Here is a 24584-nt window from a genome sequence, read left to right as displayed (position 1 = left end):
TACACCGTGACTAATGAGGTTTATATAAAAAATGGACAGTTCATTCACGCCTATAGAACACATGCTCGATCTGCGTGCCGCGCGTAAACCCAGCTTCCCTCGGCAGGAGGTCTTGCTATTACGTCTTTTTATGCACGTCCAAAGTAAAATTCTGGAACATAGGAATAGAATGCTGAAAGATCAGGGAATTAACGAAACCCTTTTCATGGCATTGCTGACGCTTGAATCGCAGGAGTCTTATAGCATTCAGCCTTCTGAATTGAGTGCCGCGTTGGGATCGTCACGCACCAATGCGACGCGCATAGCTGACGATCTGGAGAAAAGAGGTTGGATTGAACGACGCGAGAGCAGTAGCGACAGGCGTTGTCTGCATCTGCACCTAACGGCGGAAGGTAAAGCGTTTCTCGATCAACTGATTCCGCCCCAGCATAACCATCTGCATGTACTTTGTTCATCACTTGAACCCAATGAGCAAAAACAGTTCGAAACCCTGATGAGAAAGCTCCTTGTTAGATTAGATGAGATGGAACATATCGATAATCAATGCAGTTGATCGCTAATAGCGATCTCTAGTATCAATCTTTAATAACAACAGAAAAATAACGACAACGTATTACATTCTACCTTTTATTTCCTCAGGAATGACCCGATACCTATGCATCGGGCCAGTGGATTGCGCCAACAAATGGCCAGTCAGCTATCGTAGAGTTCGACGTTGTAAAACAACACGCTCACGTTTCTGGCAGCCTCCCTGAAGATACCTTTGGACTGCACAACAAGATGTATTCATTGCGACTAGTACCGACGGCCCAGTCTGGTTCGGTAGCCGATACCAACAGAATAAAATGAGAGAAAAGAGCATGAGTGAAGGTGTGGAAAATCAGGTGGCGCAAACGCCAAAAAGAAACAAGAAACAGCAGCGTAAACGCGTGTTAACTTTGTTGACCCTGCTTTTCATCGCGCTGGGCTGTGCCTGGTTTGTTTATTGGTTTCTCGTACTTAGGCACCACCAAAGTACCGACGATGCCTACGTTGCAGGCAACCAGATTCAAATCATGGCGCAAGTCAGCGGCAGCGTAACGCACGTCAATGTCGATAATACCGATTTTGTTAAGCAGGGGCAGGTGCTGGTGGAACTGGATCCAACCGATGCCTTGCAGGCGTTTGAGCACGCCAAAAATGAGTTGGCCAATAGCGTGCGTCAGACCCACCAGTTAATCATCAATAGTAAGCAGTATCTGGCCAATATCGCGTTGCGCCAAACTGAATTGAATAAGGCGCAAAGCGACTTGAGCCGCCGGGAAGCATTGGGTAACGTCAATGCTATCGGGCGTGAAGAAGTACAGCATGCGCGTGATGCGGTCGCGGCGGCTAAGGCGGCGTTAGACGTCGCCGAACAACAATATCAGGCCAACCAGGCGATGATTTTGGCTACGCCGCTTGAGAAACAACCCGCCATACAACAGGCCGCCGTCGCCATGCGCGATGCCTGGCTAGCGTTGCAACGGACCAAGATTGTTAGCCCGGTCGACGGCTATGTTTCTCGCCGTAGCGTGCAGATTGGCGCCCGCATCTCGCCAACTTCCGCACTGATGGCAGTGGTACCCGCTAGCCCTCTTTGGGTCGATGCTAACTTTAAAGAAACACAGCTCGCCAAGATGCGCATCGGCCAACCGGCCACCGTGATTGCGGACATTTATGGTGATGATGTCGTGTATCAGGGGAAAGTCGTCGGCCTCGATATGGGAACCGGTAGCGCGTTCTCGCTGCTGCCCGCCCAAAATGCGACAGGTAACTGGATCAAGGTCGTCCAGCGTCTGCCCGTGCGTATTGAACTCGACCCACAACAGCTCGCTGAGCACCCGCTGCGTATCGGGCTGTCCGCCTTGGTTAAGGTCGATACCGCGAATACCGAGGGTAACGTGCTAGCAAAAACCCCGCGCACCACGCCTGCTTACCAAAGCGACGCGTTGGCGCTGGATCTCACCCCGGTTAATCAAGAAATCAACGCCATTATTCAGGCGAACGCCGATTAATCGAGCAGGAGAGACTTGTGCAGAGAAAACCGCTTAAAGGCGCCAGTCTGGCCTGGATGACCGTAGCCCTATCACTGGCGACGTTTATGCAGGTGCTGGACTCCACCATCGCAAATGTCGCTATTCCGACCATCGCCGGTAATCTGGGCGCGTCCAACTCACAGGGAACATGGGTGATCACCTCGTTTGGCGTCGCCAACGCCATTTCTATCCCGATCACCGGCTGGTTGGCTAAACGGTTTGGAGAAGTCCGCCTGTTTCTGTGGTCGACGGCGCTTTTCGCCCTGACCTCCTGGCTATGTGGCGTTTCCACCAGTCTGGAAATGCTGATATTCGCCCGCGTATTGCAGGGGATTGTCGCCGGCCCCCTGATCCCGCTATCACAAAGTTTATTACTCAGTAATTACCCTCCAGCGAGACGTAGCATCGCACTGGCGTTGTGGTCAATGACCGTCGTTGTCGCGCCGATCTGTGGCCCGATCCTCGGTGGCTGGATCAGTGATAACTATCACTGGGGCTGGATATTCTTTATTAACGTTCCGTTAGGCGTCGCCGTCGTTTTTATTACGCTACAAACGCTGCGTGGACGAGAAACCAAAACCGAGATCAAGCCTATCGATACTATTGGGCTGGCATTGTTGGTCGTCGGTATCGGTAGCCTTCAGATGGTGCTGGACCGCGGGAAAGAGTTGGATTGGTTTAACTCGACGGAGATCGTCGTCCTCACGGTAGTTGCAGTAATTACGATAGCGTTTCTCATTGTCTGGGAATTAACGGATGACCACCCCGTAGTGGATTTATCGCTGTTTAAATCGCGCAATTTCACCATCGGGTGTTTATGCATCAGCCTCGCCTATATGTTTTACTTCGGCGCCATCGTCCTCTTGCCGCAATTGCTACAGGAGGTGTATGGCTACACGGCAACCTGGGCGGGTTTGGCGTCCGCCCCCGTTGGGCTGATGCCGGTAGTGCTGTCACCGATCATCGGGCGATTCGCGCCGCGTCTGGACATGCGCCAGCTAGTGACGTTCAGTTTCATTATGTATGCCGTCTGTTTTTACTGGCGCGCATACACCTTCGAGCCGGGCATGGATTTCGGCGCATCGGCCTGGCCGCAGTTCGTGCAAGGGTTTGCGGTTGCCTGCTTCTTCATGCCGCTGACAACCATCACGTTGTCTGGGCTGCCACCTGAACGTCTGGCGGCGGCATCCAGCCTGTCAAACTTCGCCCGAACGCTGGCCGGTTCGATCGGTACTTCACTGACTACCACGCTTTGGACACAGCGCGAATCGCTACATCATGCGCATTTAACGGAGTCGATCACACCGTACAATCCGATCGCCCAGGAAACCTACCAGCAGCTTCAGGCCATGGGGATGAGCCAAACGCAGGCGTCGGCCTACATTGCTGAACAAATTACTGCGCAGGGGTTGATTATCTCCGCCAACGAGATTTTTTGGGCTGCCGCGGGGGTCTTTCTGGTGTTGTTGGTGCTGGTTTGGTTCGCTAAACCCCCCTTTACCACAGGAGGGAGTGGCGGCGGAGCGCACTAGCGAATTTCTCAGGGAGAGTCATCTCCCTGAGAAATGGTGCGCCCTATCAGGCTCGGTTTTGTCGCCACCACTCGGACAGCAAAATGCCCGTAGCGACCGAAATATTCAGACTTTCCACCTTACCGGTACCGCCGATAGAGACTTTTACATCACCCTGTTGCCAGGCGCTATCTGACAGGCCATCCCCTTCCTGACCCAACACAATCACGGTTTTCGCCGGAAGCGTAGCTTGCGATAAGGTTACGCCTTTATGGCTGGACGTGGTCACGATGGTGTAGCCAGCGCGGCGGAATTCCGCTAGCACGGACAGAAAATCATCAGCGTTAATCGCTTTAACGTGTTCCGCTCCGCCTTCCGCCGTACGTACTGCCGCACCAGACTCCAGCAGCGCCGCATCCTGCACCAATACGCCGCTTACGCCGAAATGCGCACAGCTACGCATAATGCCACCGAGATTGTGTGGGTTACCTACGTCTTCCAGCGCCAATACGCAATCATGCTCACCAGCCGTTTTTAAGTACTCACGCACGTCCATTCCCTGACGTTTTTTAATCAGGAAGCAGACCCCGCCGTGGTGTTCTGTGCCGGAAGCCTTAATCAACTCGTCCTCTTCCACCACATGATAAGCTTTGCGATTCGCCGCCATCCAGCGCAATGCGTCACGGAAACGCGGCGTGACGTCTTGCAGGAACCAGGCGCGGACAATCCCCTCTGGGCGATTTTTAAACAACGCCTGACAGGCATTCTCACCGTAGACGCGCGTTTCTTCCTGACGCTGACGACGCAGTTGCTCAGGATCGATCTGGCTTTTACCAGTAATTCCGCCATGGTCTGGCGTATCACTGTCGTTTGGCGCACGCGAAACCGTTTTCCATGGAGAGTCATAACTATTCGTATCTTCACCGCGTGGACGGCGAGGCCGCTCGCCGCTGCGTTCGTGACGATCTTTATCGCCCCACGGCGTTTTATCGCTATCGCTGTCGCGGGATGGGTTTTCACGCGCATAACGCGGGTTAACATCACGCGGATGTTTCGGTTTCTCACGCCGATCGCGTGAATCCCCGCTTTCATGCCGATCACTGCGGCGATCTTTGTTAGACGGACGTTTATTTTTGTTCTCTTTCTCGCCCTCGTCATCGCTGCGGACGTACATCACACGAACCTTGCCACTTTTACTATTAAATGAATCGCTCATTGTTCTCTCCACCTACGCGCTGGGCGCGAAGATTACCTTATGTACACCTGCTTAGCCATACGCTTGTGGTAAAAGTCAGAAGCTATTGTAGCTATTGGGCAAACCACGTTGTAGCAACCCGCTCTCAACACCATAATCTGTTCACAATCAAGCAACATACCGTCGTCCTGTCGCGCTGCATTGTGCGCATTATATCGGCGGTATCTTTATCTTAGCCCTTTTATCAGAGGCCCCGTTATGAATACGGTATGTGGATCTTGCCAAACAACCAATCGCCTGCCGGAAGAGCGTGTTGACGACCATGCAAAATGTGGCCGTTGCGGAGAAATGCTATTCAGCGGCAACGTCATCAATGCCACAACAGCAACCTTTGATAAACTGCTACAGGACGATATTCCTATCGTAATCGACTTTTGGGCGCCATGGTGCGGCCCCTGTATCAACTTTGCTCCCGTGTTTGAAAACGTCGCACAGGTGCGTAATGGGAAAATTCGCTTTATTAAGGTCAATACCGAAGCCGAACCGGCTCTCAGCGCGCGTTTCCGCATCCGTAGCATTCCAACCCTCATGATCTTCAAACAGGGCCAGATGATCGACATCCTCAACGGCGCGTTGCCAAAAACACAGTTTGAAAGCTGGCTGGACGAATCGCTTTAGAGAATTGGGATTGCATCGCGAGACATTATTGCTCCGCCCCCTTTTGGTCATCCCGCCTGTCGATTAGAATATCGCCTTTCTGAACCTGTCTCCCATCTTTAAAACGAAACAGGTTCGCTGCAGAATCTCATGGCGTCGCCTATTTCATGATCTCCCATCCTTTAATGATCAACCGTCTTTTCAGGGACAATGCTGTACTCCGCCTGCGCCAGCAGCGTCTTGAGCAGTCAACCAAGCCGTTTCGCGCCCGAGGCTGTCGCGTAAAACGCTGCCAGCAATGTTTGTTGCCAGAAACCAACTGCCTATGCCACACCATTCAGGCACAGCAATCTCGCAGCCGCTTCTGTCTAGTCATGTTTGATACTGAGCCGCTAAAACCGAGCAATACCGGGCGCCTCATCGCCGATATTCTGCCTGAGACGCAGGCGTTTCTCTGGTCACGCACTGAACCCGATCCTCAACTGCTTTCGGCGCTGCAAGACCCGAATGTTCAGCCCTATTTGGTTTTCCTTGCCAATGCTGCGGAAGAAGGTCGTCAGGTGTTTCAACGACTTCCCGCAACAGAAAAGCCAGCGCTGTTTGTGTTACTCGACGGAACTTGGCCGGAAGCGCGTAAAATGTTCCGCAAAAGCCCTTACCTGGACACTCTGCCGATCCTGTCGCTGAAAGTAGATACACTTTCCCGCTATCAACTGCGTGAAGCCAGCGACGCGGGGCAACACTGCACCGCCGAGATTGCTATCGCCCTACTCGCACAGGCGGGAGATGCCGCCGCCGCTGATGCGCTATCTCAGCACTTTGTGCGTTTTCGTCAACACTATCTGGCGGGGAAATCACACCCACATTTGCGGGAAAATCGACCCATCGTCACGGCACAATCGGCGGAAAGCAGTTAGTATCAAAGGAAGTCGATGTGAAGGAGTGACGCATGAGCCAACGCGGATTGGAAGCATTGTTACGCCCGAAGTCTATCGCCGTTCTTGGTGCATCAGAAAAACCAGGTCGGGCCGGTTTCCTGATGATGAGAAATCTACTGGACGGCCATTTCAGCGGCCCCGTTCTGCCTGTCACACCGAAATATCGGGCCGTTTGCGGCGTGCTAGCTTATCCGATGGTCGCCAGTCTGCCGATGACGCCCGATCTTGCCGTGATCTGCACCAACGCCAGCCGTAATCTGGCGCTGCTAGAGGAGCTGGGACAAAAAGGGTGTCAAACCGTCATCATTCTCTCCTCGCCACCGACCCAGTTCAGCGAATTAAAGGCCTGCGCGGTGCGCTATCACATGCGCCTACTGGGCCCCAATAGCCTCGGACTACTTGCCCCCTGGCAAGGTTTAAACGCCAGTTTCTCTCCCGTCCCGATTTTAAAAGGCAAATTGGCGTTTATTTCACAGTCTGCCGCCGTTTCCAATACGATACTGGACTGGGCACAACAGCGCGGTATCGGTTTTTCCTATTTCATCGCCTTGGGCGATAGTCAGGATATCGATGTCGATGACTTGTTAGATTTCCTGGCGCGCGATGGCAAGACCAGTGCAATTCTGCTGCATCTGGAACACATTAGCGATGCTCGCCGTTTTCTTTCTGCTTCCCGCAGCGCTTCCCGAAATAAGCCAATCTTGGTAATAAAAAGCGGGCGTAGTCAGCAGGCCCAGCAATTACTCAATGACCAGCGTCAGGGGCTGGATGCTGGCTATGACGCGGCCATCCAACGCGCAGGCTTACTAAGAGTACGGGATACACACGAGCTTTTTTCTGCGGTTGAGACGTTAAGTCACCTGCGGCCGTTGCGCGGTGAACGTCTGATGCTGGTGAGCAACGGCGCGTCCCTGGCCGCGTTAGCGCTAGACCAGCTTCTGAGCCAGCAAGGTAAACTCGCCCAACTTAATGAAAAGACCCGACAAGCGCTACAGCAGGCATTGCCACAAGCTGTCACAGTCGACAATCCACTCGATCTGCGTGATGATGCGACTGCAATGCGTTATCTGGCGGCAATTTCAATATTGCTGGACAGCGATAACATCGACGCACTCTTAATTATTCATGCACCTAGCGCCGCTGCGCCCGGCACCGACTGCGCTGCACAGTTGATTACGCTATTTCAGCGACACCCGCGAGGACGAAAAATCACGCTACTGACTAACTGGTGTGGCGAGTTTTCTTCGCAGGAAGCACGGCGCTTGTTTAACGATGCCGGCATTCCTACTTACCGCACACCAGAAGGTGCTGTAACGGCGTTTATGCATATCGTCGAGTATCAGCGTAATCAGAAACAGCTTAGGGAAACGCCCGCGCTACCGCTGAATTTAAGCATTAACGCCAATCGAGCTCATGCGCTTATTCATCAGGCGCTGTCAGCTGGCGTGACTCAACTTGATACGCATGAAGTCCAGCCAATTTTGCATGCTTATGGTTTAAGCACACTACCTACCTGGATTGCCGTCGACAGTGCCGAGGCTGTCCATATCGCCGAAAAAATTGGCTATCCGGTCGCGATAAAACTGAGATCGCCCGATATTCCGCATAAATCGGATGTTCAGGGAGTCATGTTATCTCTGCAAACAGCTGAAGAAGTCCAACTGGCGGCAAATGCCATTCTTGACCGGGTGAAACGTACCTACCCGCAAGCACACGTTTACGGCCTATTAGTACAAAGCATGGCAAATCGCGCAGGTGCGCGAGAACTCAGGATCGCTGTCAAACAAGATCCCGTTTTCGGCCCGCTAATTATGTTGGGGGAAGGCGGCATTGAGTGGCGAGAAGAGCAGGCTGCCGTCGCATTACCCCCGCTAAATATGGCGCTAGCTCGCTATTTGGTGCTACAAGCAATAAAAAATGGCAAAATTCTTGAATATGGCGCACGGTGCCCACTTGATATTCCCGCACTTAGCCGCTTACTGGTTCAGGTTTCCAACCTGATTATTGATTGCCCTGAGATATCCCAGTTAGACATCCACCCTTTGCTGACCTCTGGAAATTCATTCACACTAGTGGATGCCACTCTGTATCTAACGCCATTTAATGGCGATCCGCAGTCCAGATTGGCAATCCGCCCCTATCCCCATGCGTTAGAAGAAACTGTCATCCTCAAAAATCAGGATCGTTGCCTGTTACGGCCTATTTTACCCGAAGACGAACCGCTGCTCAGTGCGTTCATTTCTCGTGTGACAAAAGAGGACTTGTATTATCGCTATTTCAGCGAAATTAATGAGTTCACTCATGAAGATTTAGCCAATATGACGCAAATTGACTACGATCGTGAGATGGCGTTTGTTGCTATACGCCAATTCGGTGCAGAGACAGAGATTATTGGCGTGACGCGTGCGGTTTCCGATCCAGATAATACGGAAGCGGAATTTGCCGTGCTAGTACGATCTGATCTAAAAGGACTTGGCCTTGGCCGACTCCTAATGGAAAAGCTGATTGATTACGCTCAGGCACATGGACTCAGCCGGTTGACCGGCATTACCATGCCGCATAATCAAGGCATGATCCAACTTTCCAAGAAACTTGGTTTTCACATCGCAGTACAGTTAGAAGAGGGTATTGTGTCGCTAGAATTGCCGCTTAAAGGATGATCGCATGGCGTGACATGGCGCTCGCAACGGGATTGTTATCGCAAAACAGGCTCACAACAGCCATAAAGTAATGGTATTATCGCCCATTCGGTTACCCCTTAATTTTGATAATGACCAGAAGGTCATATACCCTAGTACAGTTCGAAGTATTGTGGGTATAAACTGATGAGAGAAGAAACGCACTGTGATGCTGTCAAACTTTAAACGCAATAAATACCAACAGCACCTTGCACAACTGCCCAGAATTCCTCAAAACGCAGATGATATTCAGACATTGCATTCGCCGGAGCTTTTCCGCACGACGTTGATTAACGCTATTTTGAACGCTAAGAAGCGCATCTATATCGTAGCGTTATATCTTGAACACGATGACGGCGGCTTGGGGATTCTATCCGCAATTTATGAAGCCAAACAGCAGCGCCCAGAACTGGATGTCCGTGTTCTGGTAGACTGGCATCGTGCCCAGCGCGGCAGGATCGGCGCAGCGGCAGAAAATACTAATGCCGATTGGTATTGCGATATGGCGAAGAAGCATCCAGACACGCATTTTCCTATCTATGGCATTCCCGTTAACACGCGTGAAGCCCTGGGTGTGCTGCACCTGAAAGGGTTCATTGTGGATGACACGGTCATCTACAGCGGAGCCAGTTTAAATGATGTTTATTTGCATCAGCATCAAAAGTACCGTTATGACCGCTATCAGTTGATCCATAATCCAGTGCTAGCTGATACGATGGTGCAATATATTCAAACAATGTTGTCAGCCCCGGCAGCGCAGCGGTTGGATCATACCGATCGCCCTAAAAATCTGGAAATCAAAAGCGATATTAAGCAATTTCGACAATCATTGCGTACCGCTGGCTATCAGGTTCCGGAACACAGTGCTGATGCGAACGAATTAACCGTCACGCCACTGGTCGGGCTAGGGAAACAAAGCCCGTTGAATAAGACCATACATCATCTGATGTATTGCGCTGATGAGCAACTGATCATCTGCACCCCATATTTCAACCTGCCAGCGCTGCTAGTCAGAAATATTATTCGATTATTACGAGACGGCAAAAAGGTAGAAATTATTATCGGTGATAAGACCGCTAACGACTTCTATATTCCCGAAGATCGTCCTTTCAAAATTATTGGAGCGTTACCGTATCTTTACGAGATCAATCTTCGCCGTTTCCTGAGTCGGCTTGAACGCTATATTGAGAACCAAAGACTTGTGGTAAGGCTTTGGAAAGATGGCGACAATAGCTTCCATCTGAAAGGCATGTGGGTAGATGATAAGTGGCAACTGCTGACAGGGAACAATCTCAACCCTCGCGCATGGCGTCTGGATTTGGAAAACGCTATCTTGATTCACGACCCTCAGCAGGTTCTATTACAACAGCGTCTGGATGAACTTGATGTAATCAGGACGCATACCCGCATCATTAAAAGTTACAAAGAGTTAGAGAGTATCGCGCAATATCCCGTTAAAGTACGAAAATTAATACGTCGCCTACGCCGTATACGCATAGATCGACTCATCAGTCGTATTCTTTAAGCATCCAGCCATATTATAAAAAACCTCCGTATCGAGGTTTTTTTACAGGAAGATCCTACTGTACTGCGTACTACTGTGATAATGGGATAATCTGGGAGTAACATTGAGCGCCAGCGGTAATGGCTTATTTGGTATGGCGTGAGGAAAGCATAAGGCTATTCGTTGCTATTGGTTATAACAGTAGCCTGAAATAAAATTTCGTTACAAAACAAAAGGCTGCCTTCAATCAGGCAGCCTTTTGTTTAAATTGAAACCTGGCAGTTCCCTACTCTCACATGGGGAGACCCCACACTACCATCGGCGCTACGGCGTTTCACTTCTGAGTTCGGCATGGGGTCAGGTGGGACCACCGCGCTATCGCCGCCAGGTAAATTCTTTTCAAAACCGAACATTAACTTAATTCACTGGTGCTGATACCCAGAGTCGAACTGGGGACCTCACCCTTACCAAGGGTGCGCTCTACCAACTGAGCCATATCAGCGCACCTGTATAATTTGAAGCCTGGCAGTTCCCTACTCTCACATGGGGAGACCCCACACTACCATCGGCGCTACGGCGTTTCACTTCTGAGTTCGGCATGGGGTCAGGTGGGACCACCGCGCTATCGCCGCCAGGCAAATTTCTCGTCTCTTCCTGAGACTCGCCCTTCGGGTCGTCGCTCTGCGACGTACAAAATCGTTCCCGACGATTTTGTCTCCTCCCTTCTCAGGCCAGCGCTCCGCGCTGTTTTATGTCCACGCCATCGCGTAAACATTTAATCTTCAATCTTCGAACAAGCTGAATATCGTTCTCTATGCGTCTTTCATCTCTCAAAACACCTTCGGTGTTGTAAGGTTAAGCCTCTCGGGTCATTAGTACTGGTCAGCTCAACGTATCGCTACGCTTACACACCCAGCCTATCTACGTCGTCGTCTTCAACGGCCCTTCAGGGGCATCTTGTGCCCAGGGAAGACTCATCTCGAGGCAAGTTTCCCGCTTAGATGCTTTCAGCGGTTATCTCTTCCGCACGTAGCTACCGGGCAATGCAATTGGCATCACAACCCGTACACCAGCGGTGCGTTCACTCCGGTCCTCTCGTACTAGGAGCAACCCCTCTCAATCTTCCTACGCCCACGGCAGATAGGGACCGAACTGTCTCACGACGTTCTAAACCCAGCTCGCGTACCACTTTAAATGGCGAACAGCCATACCCTTGGGACCTACTTCAGCCCCAGGATGTGATGAGCCGACATCGAGGTGCCAAACACCGCCGTCGATATGAACTCTTGGGCGGTATCAGCCTGTTATCCCCGGAGTACCTTTTATCCGTTGAGCGATGGCCCTTCCATTCAGAACCACCGGATCACTAAGACCTGCTTTCGCACCTGCTCGAGCTGTCACTCTCGCAGTCAAGCTAGCTTATGCCTTTGCACTAACCTCCTGATGTCCGACCAGGATTAGCTAACCTTCGTGCTCCTCCGTTACGCTTTGGGAGGAGACCGCCCCAGTCAAACTACCCACCAGACACTGTCCGCAACCCCGCTCAGGGGCCCACGTTAGAACATCAAACATTAAAGGGTGGTATTTCAAGGTTGGCTCCACGCAGACTGGCGTCCACGCTTCAAAGCCTCCCACCTATCCTACACATCAAGGCTCAAGGTTCAGTGTCAAGCTATAGTAAAGGTTCACGGGGTCTTTCCGTCTTGCCGCGGGTACACTGCATCTTCACAGCGAGTTCAATTTCACTGAGTCTCGGGTGGAGACAGCCTGGCCATCATTACGCCATTCGTGCAGGTCGGAACTTACCCGACAAGGAATTTCGCTACCTTAGGACCGTTATAGTTACGGCCGCCGTTTACCGGGGCTTCGATCAAGAGCTTCGCCTTACGGCTTACCCCATCAATTAACCTTCCGGCACCGGGCAGGCGTCACACCGTATACGTCCACTTTCGTGTTTGCACAGTGCTGTGTTTTTAATAAACAGTTGCAGCCAGCTGGTATCTTCGACTGGTCTTAGCTCCATCCGCCAGGGACTTCACCAACTCCAGCGTGCCTTCTCCCGAAGTTACGGCACCATTTTGCCTAGTTCCTTCACCCGAGTTCTCTCAAGCGCCTGAGTATTCTCTACCTGACCACCTGTGTCGGTTTGGGGTACGATTCGATGTGACCTGGTGCTTAGAGGCTTTTCCTGGAAGCGTAGCATCGGTTACTTCATCACCGTAGTGACTCGTCATCACGCCTCAGTGTTAACAATGACCCGGATTTTCCTAAGTCATCCACCTTCACGCTTAAACCGGGACAACCGTCGCCCGGATAACCTAGCTTTCTCCGTCCCCCCTTCGCAGTCACACCCAGTACAGGAATATTAACCTGTTTCCCATCGACTACGCCTTTCGGCCTCGCCTTAGGGGTCGACTCACCCTGCCCCGATTAACGTTGGACAGGAACCCTTGGTCTTCCGGCGTGCGGGTTTTTCACCCGCATTATCGTTACTTATGTCAGCATTCGCACTTCTGATACCTCCAGCAGCCCTCACAGGCCACCTTCGCAGGCTTACAGAACGCTCCCCTACCCAACAACACCTTAGTGTCGCTGCCGCAGCTTCGGTGCATGGTTTAGCCCCGTTACATCTTCCGCGCAGGCCGACTCGACCAGTGAGCTATTACGCTTTCTTTAAATGATGGCTGCTTCTAAGCCAACATCCTGGCTGTCTAGGCCTTCCCACATCGTTTCCCACTTAACCATGACTTTGGGACCTTAGCTGGCGGTCTGGGTTGTTTCCCTCTTCACGACGAACGTTAGCACCCGCCGTGTGTCTCCCGTGATAACATTCTTCGGTATTCGTAGTTTGCATCGGGTTGGTAAGTCGGGATGACCCCCTAGCCGAAACAGTGCTCTACCCCCCAAGATGAATTCACGAGGCGCTACCTAAATAGCTTTCGGGGAGAACCAGCTATCTCCCGGTTTGATTGGCCTTTCACCCCCAGCCACAAGTCATCCGCTAATTTTTCAACATTAGTCGGTTCGGTCCTCCAGTTAGTGTTACCCAACCTTCAACCTGCCCATGGCTAGATCACCGGGTTTCGGGTCTATACCCTGCAACTTAACGCCCAGTTAAGACTCGGTTTCCCTCCGGCTCCCCTATTCGGTTAACCTTGCTACAGAATATAAGTCGCTGACCCATTATACAAAAGGTACGCAGTCACCCAACTAGTGGGCTTCCACTGCTTGTACGTACACGGTTTCAGGTTCTATTTCACTCCCCTCGCCGGGGTTCTTTTCGCCTTTCCCTCACGGTACTGGTTCACTATCGGTCAGTCAGGAGTATTTAGCCTTGGAGGATGGTCCCCCCATCTTCAGACAGGATATCACGTGTCCCGCCCTACTCATCGAACTCACAGCCTGTGCATTTTTGTGTACGGGACTATCACCCTTTACTGTGCGACTTTCCAGACGCTTCCACTAATACACACACTGATTCAGGTTCTGGGCTCTTCCCCGTTCGCTCGCCGCTACTGGGGGAATCTCGGTTGATTTCTTTTCCTCGGGGTACTGAGATGTTTCAGTTCCCCCGGTTCGCCTCATGACACTATGGATTCATGTCATGATAGTGTGTCTAAACACACTGGGTTTCCCCATTCGGGTATCGTCGGGTATAACGCTTCATATCAGCTTACCGACGCTTTTCGCAGATTAGCACGCCCTTCATCGCCTCTGACTGCCTAGGCATCCACCGTGTACGCTTAGTCGCTTAACCTCACAACCCGAAGGTGTCTTTGATAAACCAAAGTCATCATCGCGCTGTGATTATTTGAGAGACTCATTGACAGACAAATTCACCGTGTTTACCCATAAATAGCCAAGGTATTCACGATTATTCCGCTGTCATGTTTCAATTTTCAGCTTGTTCCAGATTGTTAAAGAGCAATATCGTAAACACGACTTATCAAAGTCATCTTTACGATATTCAGGATAATGTCTTTCACTCATTATCGGATTGGCGTCCCCAAGGGGATTCGAACCCCTGTTACCGCCGTGAAAGGGCGGTGTCCTAGGCCTCTAGACGATGGGGACACGAAAACTCCGTACCGAATCAGACATCCGGCACGCTCGCATCAGCATGAGTTAACACTCATTACATCAACAGGTGCGCTTGCTCATTTTTTTCATCAGACAATCTGTGTGAGCACTTCACTCAACGCACATCTTTCTTGGTAAGGAGGTGATCCAACCGCAGGTTCCCCTACGGTTACCTTGTTACGACTTCACCCCAGTCATGAATCACAAAGTGGTAAGCGCCCCCCCGAAGGTTAAGCTACCTACTTCTTTTGCAACCCACTCCCATGGTGTGACGGGCGGTGTGTACAAGGCCCGGGAACGTATTCACCGTAGCATTCTGATCTACGATTACTAGCGATTCCGACTTCATGGAGTCGAGTTGCAGACTCCAATCCGGACTACGACGTACTTTATGAGGTCCGCTCACCCTCGCAGGCTCGCTTCTCTTTGTATACGCCATTGTAGCACGTGTGTAGCCCTACTCGTAAGGGCCATGATGACTTGACGTCATCCCCACCTTCCTCCGGTTTATCACCGGCAGTCTCCTTTGAGTTCCCGACCTAATCGCTGGCAACAAAGGATAAGGGTTGCGCTCGTTGCGGGACTTAACCCAACATTTCACAACACGAGCTGACGACAGCCATGCAGCACCTGTCTCACAGTTCCCGAAGGCACTAAGGTATCTCTACCAAATTCTGTGGATGTCAAGAGTAGGTAAGGTTCTTCGCGTTGCATCGAATTAAACCACATGCTCCACCGCTTGTGCGGGCCCCCGTCAATTCATTTGAGTTTTAACCTTGCGGCCGTACTCCCCAGGCGGTCGACTTAACGCGTTAGCTCCGGAAGCCACGCCTCTAGGGCACAACCTCCAAGTCGACATCGTTTACAGCGTGGACTACCAGGGTATCTAATCCTGTTTGCTCCCCACGCTTTCGCACCTGAGCGTCAGTCTTTGTCCAGGGGGCCGCCTTCGCCACCGGTATTCCTCCAGATCTCTACGCATTTCACCGCTACACCTGGAATTCTACCCCCCTCTACAAGACTCTAGCCTGTCAGTTTTGAATGCAGTTCCCAGGTTAAGCCCGGGGATTTCACATCCAACTTAACAAACCGCCTGCGTGCGCTTTACGCCCAGTCATTCCGATTAACGCTTGCACCCTCCGTATTACCGCGGCTGCTGGCACGGAGTTAGCCGGTGCTTCTTCTGCGGGTAACGTCAATCATGAAAGGTATTCGCTCTCACGCCTTCCTCCCCGCTGAAAGTGCTTTACAACCCGAAGGCCTTCTTCACACACGCGGCATGGCTGCATCAGGCTTGCGCCCATTGTGCAATATTCCCCACTGCTGCCTCCCGTAGGAGTCTGGACCGTGTCTCAGTTCCAGTGTGGCTGGTCATCCTCTCAGACCAGCTAGGGATCGTCGCCTAGGTGAGCCTTTACCTCACCTACTAGCTAATCCCATCTGGGCACATCCGATGGCAAGAGGCCCTAAGGTCCCCCTCTTTGGTCTTGCGACATTATGCGGTATTAGCTACCGTTTCCAGTAGTTATCCCCCTCCATCAGGCAGTTTCCCAGACATTACTCACCCGTCCGCCGCTCGTCACCCGAGAGCAAGCTCTCTGTGTTACCGCTCGACTTGCATGTGTTAGGCCTGCCGCCAGCGTTCAATCTGAGCCATGATCAAACTCTTCAATTTAAGATTTGTTTGATTTGCTGAACTCGTCAGCCATGCTCAAAGAATTAAAACTGTTTATTCGTAATGAATTTACTGTTGTTCACTCTTCAAGACTTTTTATATCGTTAAGATACGGTCTTGTGAGTGCCCACACAGATTGTCTGATTGAATTGTTAAAGAGCAGTGCCGCAGCGTACTGCGGCGCGGGCGCATATGTTATGCGTTTCCGCTGTGAAGTCAAGTCATGACTGACTGCCTTCGTTGAATCTTTTCCCTTTCCACCACAACCGCGTGTCGCTGTTGCCGTGTCAGTGGTGGCGCATTATAGGGACTTCTCGCCGCCTGACAAGCGCTAAATGCAGAATAATTTTCATTTGTCTACTATTTGCCCACAAGGCTATCAGAGTGGCAGTTTTTCCAACGAATTAAAGCCATAACGCTGTAATACTGGCCACAACGTAGCGACTTTAGGAGTAATCGTCAGGCAGTAGACCAGATTCTTATCTGTCGAAAGTGGAAGACTAGCCAAATTAGCAATCATCCATGATGTTCTTCTGGCAATGGCGGCACCCGAATCGACAAGGCGCGTCCCCTGTGGTAATGCGGCTTTCAGCTCTTCTGCTAACAATGGGAAATGCGTACAACCCAGCACGACTGTATCTGGCGGTTCCGGTAGACGCAGCCAAGGGCGTAGGATTTTTTGCAGTTCGGAAATGGAGACCGTCTCACCTTGCAATTTTGCCTCTGCCAATTCGACCAATTCCGACGACCCCAGCGACAAAATTTGGCAATCCGTCGCAAAACGGGCAATTAGTTCGTGCGTATACGGGCGTTGCACCGTTGCGCGTGTCGCCAATAGGCCGACAATGCCGTTGCGCGTCAGTTTAGCTGCAGGCTTCACCGCAGGGACAACGCCCACGACGGGGAAAGTAAAACGCTCACGTAATGCAGGAAGGGAAATCGTACTCGCCGTATTACAGGCAATCACAGCCAGCGCAAGCTGATGGCGTCGCTGAATCGTATTAACAATTTCAACTACCCGCTCGATTATAAACTGCTGTGATTTCTCACCATAGGGAAACGCTTCATTATCGAATGCGTATATGTAGTGGAGATCCGGCAAGAGTTTCCGGATTTCATCATAAACAGACAACCCGCCTACGCCGGAATCAAAGACCAGAATCGTAGGACGGGATGGAAGGTTAGAAGGTATAGCTTCCGGTGAGATAGTATTCTCGCCCTGCCGTGCGGTAGCCATATGCCGTCTCATAATCTTTATCAAACAGGTTGGCGATTCTACCACGAACTGTCAGATGAGAGGTGACTGGATATGAGGCCGCGAGATCCCAAAGGCTTACACCACCTAATTTCACAGGCTGGAACGTATTGTAATCTGTATCGTAACGTTGACCGAGATACTGGTAAGTCACCGACCAATCGATATCGGCTGCCGCCCAATCCAACTGATATTTGACCTGTTGCTTAGCTCGACGCAATAACACTTTATTCGTCTGGCTATTACGTGGGTCAAGATAATCAAAAGAAACCGTATGAGCCAGAGGGCCAGTATCGAAAGATGCCGTTGCTTCAGCTCCTTTGATTCGTGCTTTTTGGATGTTGCTATAACGATTTGTTGCGTCAAAATTGATGAGGTTATCAATATCGTTACGATAGCCAGATAATCTCCAGTTAATTGGACCAGTCACTCCTTCAAAGCCACCTTCCCACTGCTTGCTTTCTTCTGGCTTAAGATTGAGGTTACCGTATTTTTCGCTGTAGACTTGATTCAGATTCGGTGCTTTGTATGCGGTGCCATAAGAGGCAAAGATACTGTACCCCTCAATAAACTCCCACGCAGCACTTGACTGCCAAGTGTTATGCCAACCAAAAACATTATTGTCATCGCCTCTAACAGCACCTTCTAGCGTCACACTACTTATTTTTTGTTGGGCAGTGGCGTAGACGCCAGCATTACGCTGTTCGTGTCCAGCCATCACATAATTTGTACCTGGCTGCGATGTCTGCTTTTGCCAGTCCACACCCGCACTCACGCTCCCCGCACCAACAGCAAGCGTATTCCCCCATTGAAAATTATATTGCTTTACATCATCCAGCGCTGACGCTGGGCTATAACGCCCCTTGGCAGGATCAAAATTTAGATCCTTGGTATGGCTATAACTGGCGACTAATTGGCTCGAATAAATATCCCGATTAAATTGCAAACCAGCATCCCACGTTTGACTATAAAGCTGTCGAATACTTGGTGTACCCAATACAGCCCAGGTCGTATTATCAAGAGCGTCATAGCCATCATAATCGGTTCGGTTATCGAAACCGTAACCACGCAGAAAACCGCTAAACTCCTCGTTGAACTGCTGCTTTACTGCGCCATAAATGGATTTGCTCATAAATCCATCACGATCTGGCTGACGTGGAGCATCAGCGGCAGCAATATCAAACCCCTTTGTGTAGGCGTAGTTACCCGCTAAAGTGACTGTTGTGCCGCTATCCAAAGTTTGCTGGGTTGCCAAATCGTAAGCTTGGTAACCTTTTGAACCGACACCTGCAGCCAATGTGGTGCCATTCTTATCTCTGGTGGTAATGATGTTTACCACACCACCAATAGCATCAGAACCATAGACCGCAGAACGAGCGCCACGGATATACTCTATCTTTTGAACTAAAGAGAGGGGAATCTGGCTGAGGTCAGAAGAGCCGCTAATACCCGCCTGATTCAGACGAATACCATCGATCAGCACCAACACATGGTTAGAGTTAGTCCCACGGATAAACAACGAACTTTTTTGCCCTAAACCGCCGTTTTGTCCGATGTCCACACCCGGCAAGCGACGCATAACATCATTGAGCGACTTCGCTTGCCAGCGATCAATATCCGCTCGCGTGACAATACTGTTTGCCGCCAGCACCGACGAAACCGGCTGGGCGTAGCGATTTGCCGTTACAACCATGTCATCGGTATTTTGTTCCGATGACACATTCTGAGTTGAATGGTTTTCCTGCGCCCAGCCAGAAAATGCCGTGACGGAAAGCGCCGTCAGCAGCGAAACTTTTTTAATCATTGTTAACGCATCCGAGAAATAATAAGGATGCCGCAGGCTCTGTTAATAGCACGCGATATGCAGAACCCATTGCGACGTATTCCGGCAGGTCTTCGGGCTTGGATGCCGCTGTCTACCACAACCGCTGTAACCGGTGGGCTGTGATAACAAAGAAGGCGATGACTTCCCATCATTAAAAGACAGTGTCTGCATAATACTGCAATCGCCGGAACATTCCTTACCGCTGCGCGTCAGCTCCAGATTTACACTGGATTCCCTTTTAACTTGTGCAACAAGGCCGGACGCTCATCCTACATTCACGAATTGTGGAAGTCTAGACTTCTATATAACCGCAAGGTAGTAACGTAACAAAACTGGACTTCTTGCCCGGATTCCCTACAATTCCCGGCCAATAACCCCCTTTTAGACGCTGTTCAGACGAGAAAACCATGACGCCAGAAATCCTGCCTATCGAACACTATGACGCCCAGCTTGCAGAGAAAACTGGGCGTCTGCGTGGAATGATGGCGCCTTTCAATGCACCGGAACCTGACGTCTTCCGTTCTCCCGTTAGCCACTATCGGATGCGCGCCGAATTCCGTCTCTGGCATGAGGGTGACGAGCTTTACCACATCATGTTTGACCAGCAAACCAAGCAGCGCATTCGCGTCGATCGTTTTCCGGCAGCCAGTGAGTTAATCAATAGTCTGATGCCTGTATTGATCGCCGCTATTCAGCCCAATCCCGTTCTGCGCCGCAAACTGTTCCAGATAGACTATCTGTCCACCCTGAGCGGCGAAGCGATCGTTTCACTGCTGTATCACCGTGCTCTGGACGAGGAATGGCAGAATCATGCCCGCGCGCTGCGCGATAGCCTGACGGCGCAGGGGTTCCGTTTACAGTTGATTGGCCGCGCGACAAAAACCAAAATCTGCCTCGACCGCGATTATGTCGATGAACGCCTGCCGGTAGCAGGTCGGGATATGATTTACCGACAGGTAGAAAACAGCTTCACGCAGCCGAATGCCGCAATCAATATTCAGATGCTGGAGTGGGCGCTGGATGCGACGACGGGATCGACGGGAGATTTGCTGGAGCTGTATTGCGGTAATGGAAACTTTTCACTCGCGCTGGCAAGAAATTTCAAACGCGTGCTCGCGACCGAAATTGCTAAGCCATCCGTCGCGGCAGCACAATACAACATCGCGGCGAACCAGATAGAGAACGTGCAAATTATCCGCATGGCGGCAGAAGAATTTACGCAGGCCATGCAAGGGGCGCGCAAATTTAACCGCTTACAGGGCATCGATCTGGCGAGTTACCAATGCGAAACGATTTTTGTTGACCCACCACGCAGCGGACTGGATGACGAAACGGTGAAACTGGTGCAGGCGTATCCGCGCATTATTTACATTTCCTGCAACCCGGAAACGCTGATCCATAATCTGCAAACGTTATCGAAAACTCACGATATTTGCCGCCTGGCGCTATTCGATCAGTTCCCTTATACGCACCATATGGAGTGCGGCGTGTTATTAATACGACGCCAGTAACGTCTATTATCGACGCGCCTTTCCACCACATCCACCGGCTATAGCATTTCGCTCTCTTCGGATGAAACTGATTGCGTAGCTTTTCTGCGGCGTAGCCTAATACCGATCCAGAAAATTAACGCCACACAGAGGATTGACGGAATAAAGTTTGAACCAATTTCAGGGTATTCAACGCGCACAATGGCACTGTAAATGAGCAACCCTAATAAAAAACAAGCGGCTGCCAGCATCGGAATGCCTTCCGGCATACTGTGGTGCAAATAACGCTGGTGTAGACAGTAGACTGATAACACCAGCGCAATCAGAGGAAAAATAGAGAACGGAACAACGCTACTGAACAAAGCAGCAAACGCGCCGTTAACGGATAAGCCAGCAAGCAGCGCCAGGACTAGCGTCCCGTTTTCCTGATGGAGGTTTTCTGTCATGGGTTCTCGCTCCTCATAGTGATTTAGGGCACGGTAAAACTACTGTCATGCTCTTTTCTATACCAGTAATAGGCGCCTTTGGCGATCATCCGCAATTGCAGCACCAGACGCTCTTCCAGCTGTTTACGTTGTTCCAGGGAAACATCCAGCGCTTCCGCGCCTGCGCTGAAAACGATAGTCACCATCGCTTCCGACTGCGCTTCCGCAAAACTGCGGGGAACGTGGTTTTCTACCTCAAGATAATCCGCAAGCTCCGCAATAAAGTGCTGGATTTCCCGCGCGACTGCCGCACGGAATGCCGCCGACGTCCCAGAGCGCTCACGCAACAATAACCGGAATGCGTTCGGGTTATTGCCGATAAATTCCATAAAAGTGGATACTGACGTTCTTATCACGCTACCGGTTTTAGCGATGCGCTGCCGCGCCTGGCGCATTAACTGACGCAACATCAGCCCGCTTTCATCAACCATCGTCAGCCCCAGCTCATCCACATCGCGAAAGTGACGATAAAAGGATGTGGGTGCGATACCCGCTTCTCGCGCGACTTCTCGCAGGCTAAGGCTAGCAAAACTGCGCTCTGCGCTTAACTGACTAAATGCGGCTTCGATAAGGGAACGACGAGTCCGTTCTTTTTGTTGTGCTCTGACACCCATTATGCGGCCCACGTATCCTCTCCCCTTTCCAGAGGGGCACTATAACAAATTTTATTGCCCGCAGAATGCGACAAAGTTTGTCATATTAAGAATGTAATAATTGGTTTCCACAGTAAAGATAGGGATGATTGGGTTCTGCCGCCGTCGGTGCTACAATCGCCCAATGTTGCATTTGCGTTATCAATTTGTATAAAAACAGGTTTACCCTACCATGACTCTACAACATCAATTCGATTACGATGCCATTATTATTGGTTCTGGCCCCGGCGGCGAAGGTGCAGCAATGGGATTAGCGAAGCACGGCGCTAAAATTGCGGTGATTGAACGTCACTACAACGTTGGCGGCGGCTGCACCCACTGGGGAACAATTCCATCGAAGGCGCTCCGTCACGCCGTCAGCCGCATAATAGAATTTAATCAAAACCCGCTGTACAGTGATAACGCCCGCATTATTCGCTCCTCATTCTCTGACATTCTGCGTCATGCCGACAGCGTCATCGGCCAGCAAACCCGGATGCGACAGGGGTTTTACGAACGTAACCAGTGCCAGCTGTTCTCCGGTGAAGCTAGCTTTATTGACGCCCACACGATTGTCGTTCGCTACCCGGACAATACGCATGAAATGCTAACCGCCGCGAACATTATTATCGCCACCGGATCTCGCCCGTATCATCCGGCGGAAGTCGATTTCAACCACCCGCGCATTTACGACAGTGATTCAATTTTACAACTCGACCACGAGCCTCAGCATGTCATCATCTATGGCGCAGGGGTGATTGGCTGCGAATACGCGTCTATTTTTCGCGGTTTGAGCGTTAAGGTCGATTTAATTAATACCCGCGATAGGCTACTGGCCTTTCTCGATCAGGAAATGTCGGATGCGCTGTCCTACCATTTCTGGAACAACGGCGTGGTCATCCGCCATAACGAAGAATTCGAAAGCATTGAAGGGCTGCCTGACGGCGTTATCGTCAACCTGAAATCGGGCAAAAAGATGAAGGCCGACTGCCTGCTCTATGCCAACGGGCGCACAGGGAACACGGAAACGCTAGGGCTGGAGAATATCGGCCTGAGCACTGACAGACGTGGCCAGTTGAAAGTCAACGACATGTACCAAACGGCGCTGGCGCATATTTATGCGATCGGCGACGTCATCGGCTATCCCAGTCTGGCCTCGGCGGCATACGATCAGGGCCGACTCGCCGCGCAAGCCATTATCAAAGGCGATGCCAGCGCACATTTGATTGAAGATATCCCTACCGGAATTTACACCATCCCGGAGATCAGTTCTGTTGGGAAAACCGAGCAACAACTCACTGCGATGAAGGTGCCTTATGAAGTCGGGCGTGCGCAATTCAAACATCTGGCGCGAGCGCAGATTGTTGGGATGAATGTGGGAAGCTTAAAGATTTTGTTTCACCGTGAAACGAAACAGATTTTGGGTATTCACTGCTTTGGCGAACGCGCCGCAGAGATTATCCACATCGGGCAAGCCATCATGGAGCAGAAAGGAGAAGGTAATACTATCGAATATTTCGTTAATACCACCTTCAACTATCCCACCATGGCAGAGGCTTACCGTGTGGCAGCGTTGAACGGGCTTAACCGTTTATTTTGACAGCTTCTCCATATAGCCTTGCATATGTTCTCGGATAGTATCGGCAAGTTGCTCGTAGCGCCCGCGCAGCGGCGAACCGGGGCGATACACTAACGCGATAGTGCGCTTAGGCTCTGGTTTATAGCATGGCAAATAGCAAACACCGTCACGCTGGCGTTCGTGTGGAACCGATAACGAAGGCAGTAACGTAATGCCACTCCCCGCGGCGACCATGTTGCGCAGCGTTTCCAAACTGGTCGCCCGGAAATGCGTATCCTCATCCGCCCCGGCCTGAAAACAGAACCCCATAGCCTGATCGCGCAGACAGTGGCCATCTTCCAGCATTAACAACTTTTCGCCCGCCAGATCGGACATCGCCACGCGTTCGCGGTTTGCCCATGGATGATCCTGATATACAGCCAGCATCATCGGCTCATCGAAAAGTGGCACTTCAATAAAGGCTTCGGACTCTTTCACCATCGCCAGAATAGCGCAGTCAAGTTTTCCACTGTCCAACTGAGCCAGCATCTGGTGCGTTTGCGCCTCATGCAGATACATTTCGAGTTTGGGAAACGTGCGGTGCAACATAGGAATGATTTGCGGCAGTAGATAAGGCCCCACCGTGGGGATAAGACCGATGTGCAACGGTCCGGACATCGTCTCGCCCTGTTGGCTTGCCATCTCTTTCAAGACTTTGACTTCGCGTAATACCGTTCGCGCTTGCTCGACCAGTAACAGCCCGGCTTGTGTAAACAAGACCTTACGGCTGGTTCGCTCAAGCAGCATTACGCCAAGTTCATCTTCTAGTTTACGAATTTGTCCGCTGAGTGTTGGCTGGCTCACATGGCAGGAATCTGCTGCTCGGCGAAAGTGCCGATGTTCTGCCAATGCGACAAGATATTCTAGATCCCGAATATTCATTATTATTCTCCTTATGGCGATAGTCAAAAACGATAAATATGATACCAATGCGTGGCAATACCTATCAATATTCAAAATGAGTCATATCTTCGCTAAGCGCGT

General features: G+C 51.1%; 15 protein-coding genes, 2 tRNA genes, 4 rRNA genes and 1 riboswitch. Of the genes, 9 read left to right on the top strand and 12 right to left on the bottom strand.

Going from position 1 to position 24584, the window contains the following annotated elements; translation table 11 throughout:
* The first annotated feature begins 31 nt into the window (after nucleotides 1-31).
* The 3 genes from mprA (at nucleotide 32) to emrB (ending at nucleotide 3589) form a co-directional block, all read left to right on the top strand.
* Nucleotides 32-553 carry a transcriptional repressor MprA gene (gene mprA / locus RFN81_RS00755; protein WP_264497362.1) on the top strand — a complete coding sequence of 174 codons (522 nt, stop codon included), beginning with the start codon at nucleotides 32-34 and terminating at the stop codon, nucleotides 551-553.
* A gap of 307 nt (nucleotides 554-860) precedes the next feature.
* Nucleotides 861-2036 carry a multidrug efflux MFS transporter periplasmic adaptor subunit EmrA gene (gene emrA, locus RFN81_RS00750; RefSeq protein WP_264497361.1) on the top strand — a complete coding sequence of 392 codons (1176 nt, stop codon included), beginning with the start codon at nucleotides 861-863 and terminating at the stop codon, nucleotides 2034-2036.
* A gap of 17 nt (nucleotides 2037-2053) precedes the next feature.
* Nucleotides 2054-3589 carry a multidrug efflux MFS transporter permease subunit EmrB gene (gene emrB, locus RFN81_RS00745; RefSeq protein WP_264497360.1) on the top strand — a complete coding sequence of 512 codons (1536 nt, stop codon included), beginning with the start codon at nucleotides 2054-2056 and terminating at the stop codon, nucleotides 3587-3589.
* Nucleotides 3590-3635: 46 nt separating this feature from the next.
* Here emrB and RFN81_RS00740 read toward each other — a convergent pair whose 3' ends face one another.
* The gene (locus RFN81_RS00740; protein ID WP_264497359.1) at nucleotides 3636-4784 is read right to left on the bottom strand and encodes a tRNA/rRNA methyltransferase; all 1149 of its coding nucleotides are present in this window, start codon (nucleotides 4782-4784) and stop codon (nucleotides 3636-3638) included.
* A gap of 237 nt (nucleotides 4785-5021) precedes the next feature.
* Between RFN81_RS00740 and trxC the strand changes: the two genes are divergently transcribed.
* The 4 genes from trxC (at nucleotide 5022) to pssA (ending at nucleotide 10561) form a co-directional block, all read left to right on the top strand.
* Nucleotides 5022-5441: a thioredoxin TrxC gene (trxC, locus tag RFN81_RS00735; protein ID WP_264497358.1), complete on the top strand. Its 420-nt coding sequence runs from the start codon at nucleotides 5022-5024 to the stop codon at nucleotides 5439-5441.
* Nucleotides 5442-5605: 164 nt separating this feature from the next.
* A complete protein-coding gene (locus RFN81_RS00730; protein WP_264497357.1) occupies nucleotides 5606-6337 on the top strand; it encodes a tRNA-uridine aminocarboxypropyltransferase in 732 nt (243 codons plus the stop codon).
* 32 nt (nucleotides 6338-6369) lie between these two features.
* Nucleotides 6370-9018, top strand: coding sequence for a bifunctional acetate--CoA ligase family protein/GNAT family N-acetyltransferase (locus tag RFN81_RS00725; protein ID WP_264497356.1), 2649 nt, complete (start codon nucleotides 6370-6372; stop codon nucleotides 9016-9018).
* 187 nt (nucleotides 9019-9205) lie between these two features.
* A complete protein-coding gene (gene pssA, locus RFN81_RS00720; RefSeq protein WP_264497355.1) occupies nucleotides 9206-10561 on the top strand; it encodes a CDP-diacylglycerol--serine O-phosphatidyltransferase in 1356 nt (451 codons plus the stop codon).
* A gap of 252 nt (nucleotides 10562-10813) precedes the next feature.
* Here pssA and rrf (RFN81_RS00715) read toward each other — a convergent pair.
* From rrf (RFN81_RS00715) to btuB, 8 genes are all read right to left on the bottom strand, one after another.
* Nucleotides 10814-10929, bottom strand: a 5S ribosomal RNA gene (gene rrf / locus RFN81_RS00715).
* A gap of 37 nt (nucleotides 10930-10966) precedes the next feature.
* Nucleotides 10967-11042: transfer RNA gene (locus RFN81_RS00710), tRNA-Thr, on the bottom strand.
* Between the two features lie 18 nt (nucleotides 11043-11060).
* A 5S ribosomal RNA gene (rrf, locus tag RFN81_RS00705) occupies nucleotides 11061-11176 on the bottom strand.
* 215 nt (nucleotides 11177-11391) lie between these two features.
* A 23S ribosomal RNA gene (locus RFN81_RS00700) occupies nucleotides 11392-14297 on the bottom strand.
* Nucleotides 14298-14538: 241 nt separating this feature from the next.
* Nucleotides 14539-14614 (bottom strand) — tRNA-Glu (locus RFN81_RS00695).
* Nucleotides 14615-14755: 141 nt separating this feature from the next.
* Nucleotides 14756-16295: ribosomal RNA gene (locus RFN81_RS00690) — 16S ribosomal RNA — on the bottom strand.
* The 16S, 23S and 5S rRNA genes sit together here with 2 tRNA genes alongside, the layout of an rRNA operon.
* A gap of 379 nt (nucleotides 16296-16674) precedes the next feature.
* Nucleotides 16675-17532: a glutamate racemase gene (gene murI, locus RFN81_RS00685; protein ID WP_264497354.1), complete on the bottom strand. Its 858-nt coding sequence runs from the start codon at nucleotides 17530-17532 to the stop codon at nucleotides 16675-16677.
* Nucleotides 17477-19354, bottom strand: coding sequence for a TonB-dependent vitamin B12 receptor BtuB (btuB, locus tag RFN81_RS00680; protein WP_264497353.1), 1878 nt, complete (start codon nucleotides 19352-19354; stop codon nucleotides 17477-17479). The genes murI and btuB overlap by 56 nt, the downstream gene beginning before the upstream one ends.
* A 66-nt stretch (nucleotides 19355-19420) precedes the next feature.
* A riboswitch (cobalamin riboswitch) is annotated at nucleotides 19421-19649 on the bottom strand.
* 133 nt (nucleotides 19650-19782) lie between these two features.
* Here btuB and trmA point away from each other — a divergent pair.
* Nucleotides 19783-20886: a tRNA (uridine(54)-C5)-methyltransferase TrmA gene (trmA, locus tag RFN81_RS00675; protein WP_264497352.1), complete on the top strand. Its 1104-nt coding sequence runs from the start codon at nucleotides 19783-19785 to the stop codon at nucleotides 20884-20886.
* 38 nt (nucleotides 20887-20924) lie between these two features.
* Here the strand turns inward: trmA and RFN81_RS00670 are convergent, their stop codons facing one another.
* Nucleotides 20925-21311 (bottom strand): YijD family membrane protein, encoded by a 387-nt coding sequence (locus RFN81_RS00670; RefSeq protein WP_264497351.1) that lies wholly within the window; start codon nucleotides 21309-21311, stop codon nucleotides 20925-20927.
* Nucleotides 21312-21334: 23 nt separating this feature from the next.
* Nucleotides 21335-21964: an HTH-type transcriptional repressor FabR gene (fabR, locus tag RFN81_RS00665; protein WP_264499049.1), complete on the bottom strand. Its 630-nt coding sequence runs from the start codon at nucleotides 21962-21964 to the stop codon at nucleotides 21335-21337.
* Nucleotides 21965-22175: 211 nt separating this feature from the next.
* Between fabR and sthA the strand changes: the two genes are divergently transcribed.
* A complete protein-coding gene (gene sthA / locus RFN81_RS00660) occupies nucleotides 22176-23582 on the top strand; it encodes a Si-specific NAD(P)(+) transhydrogenase (RefSeq protein WP_264497350.1) in 1407 nt (468 codons plus the stop codon).
* Here the strand turns inward: sthA and oxyR are convergent.
* Nucleotides 23574-24482 carry a DNA-binding transcriptional regulator OxyR gene (oxyR, locus tag RFN81_RS00655; RefSeq protein WP_264497349.1) on the bottom strand — a complete coding sequence of 303 codons (909 nt, stop codon included), beginning with the start codon at nucleotides 24480-24482 and terminating at the stop codon, nucleotides 23574-23576. The two genes, sthA and oxyR, sit on opposite strands and share 9 nt — an antisense overlap.
* Between the last annotated feature and the right edge of the window lie 102 nt (nucleotides 24483-24584).

Origin of the sequence: Pectobacterium cacticida (assembly GCF_036885195.1) — a bacterium.
GTDB classification, from domain to species: Bacteria; Pseudomonadota; Gammaproteobacteria; order Enterobacterales; family Enterobacteriaceae; genus Pectobacterium; species Pectobacterium cacticida.
This window is presented reverse-complemented; position numbering and strand designations above follow the sequence as displayed.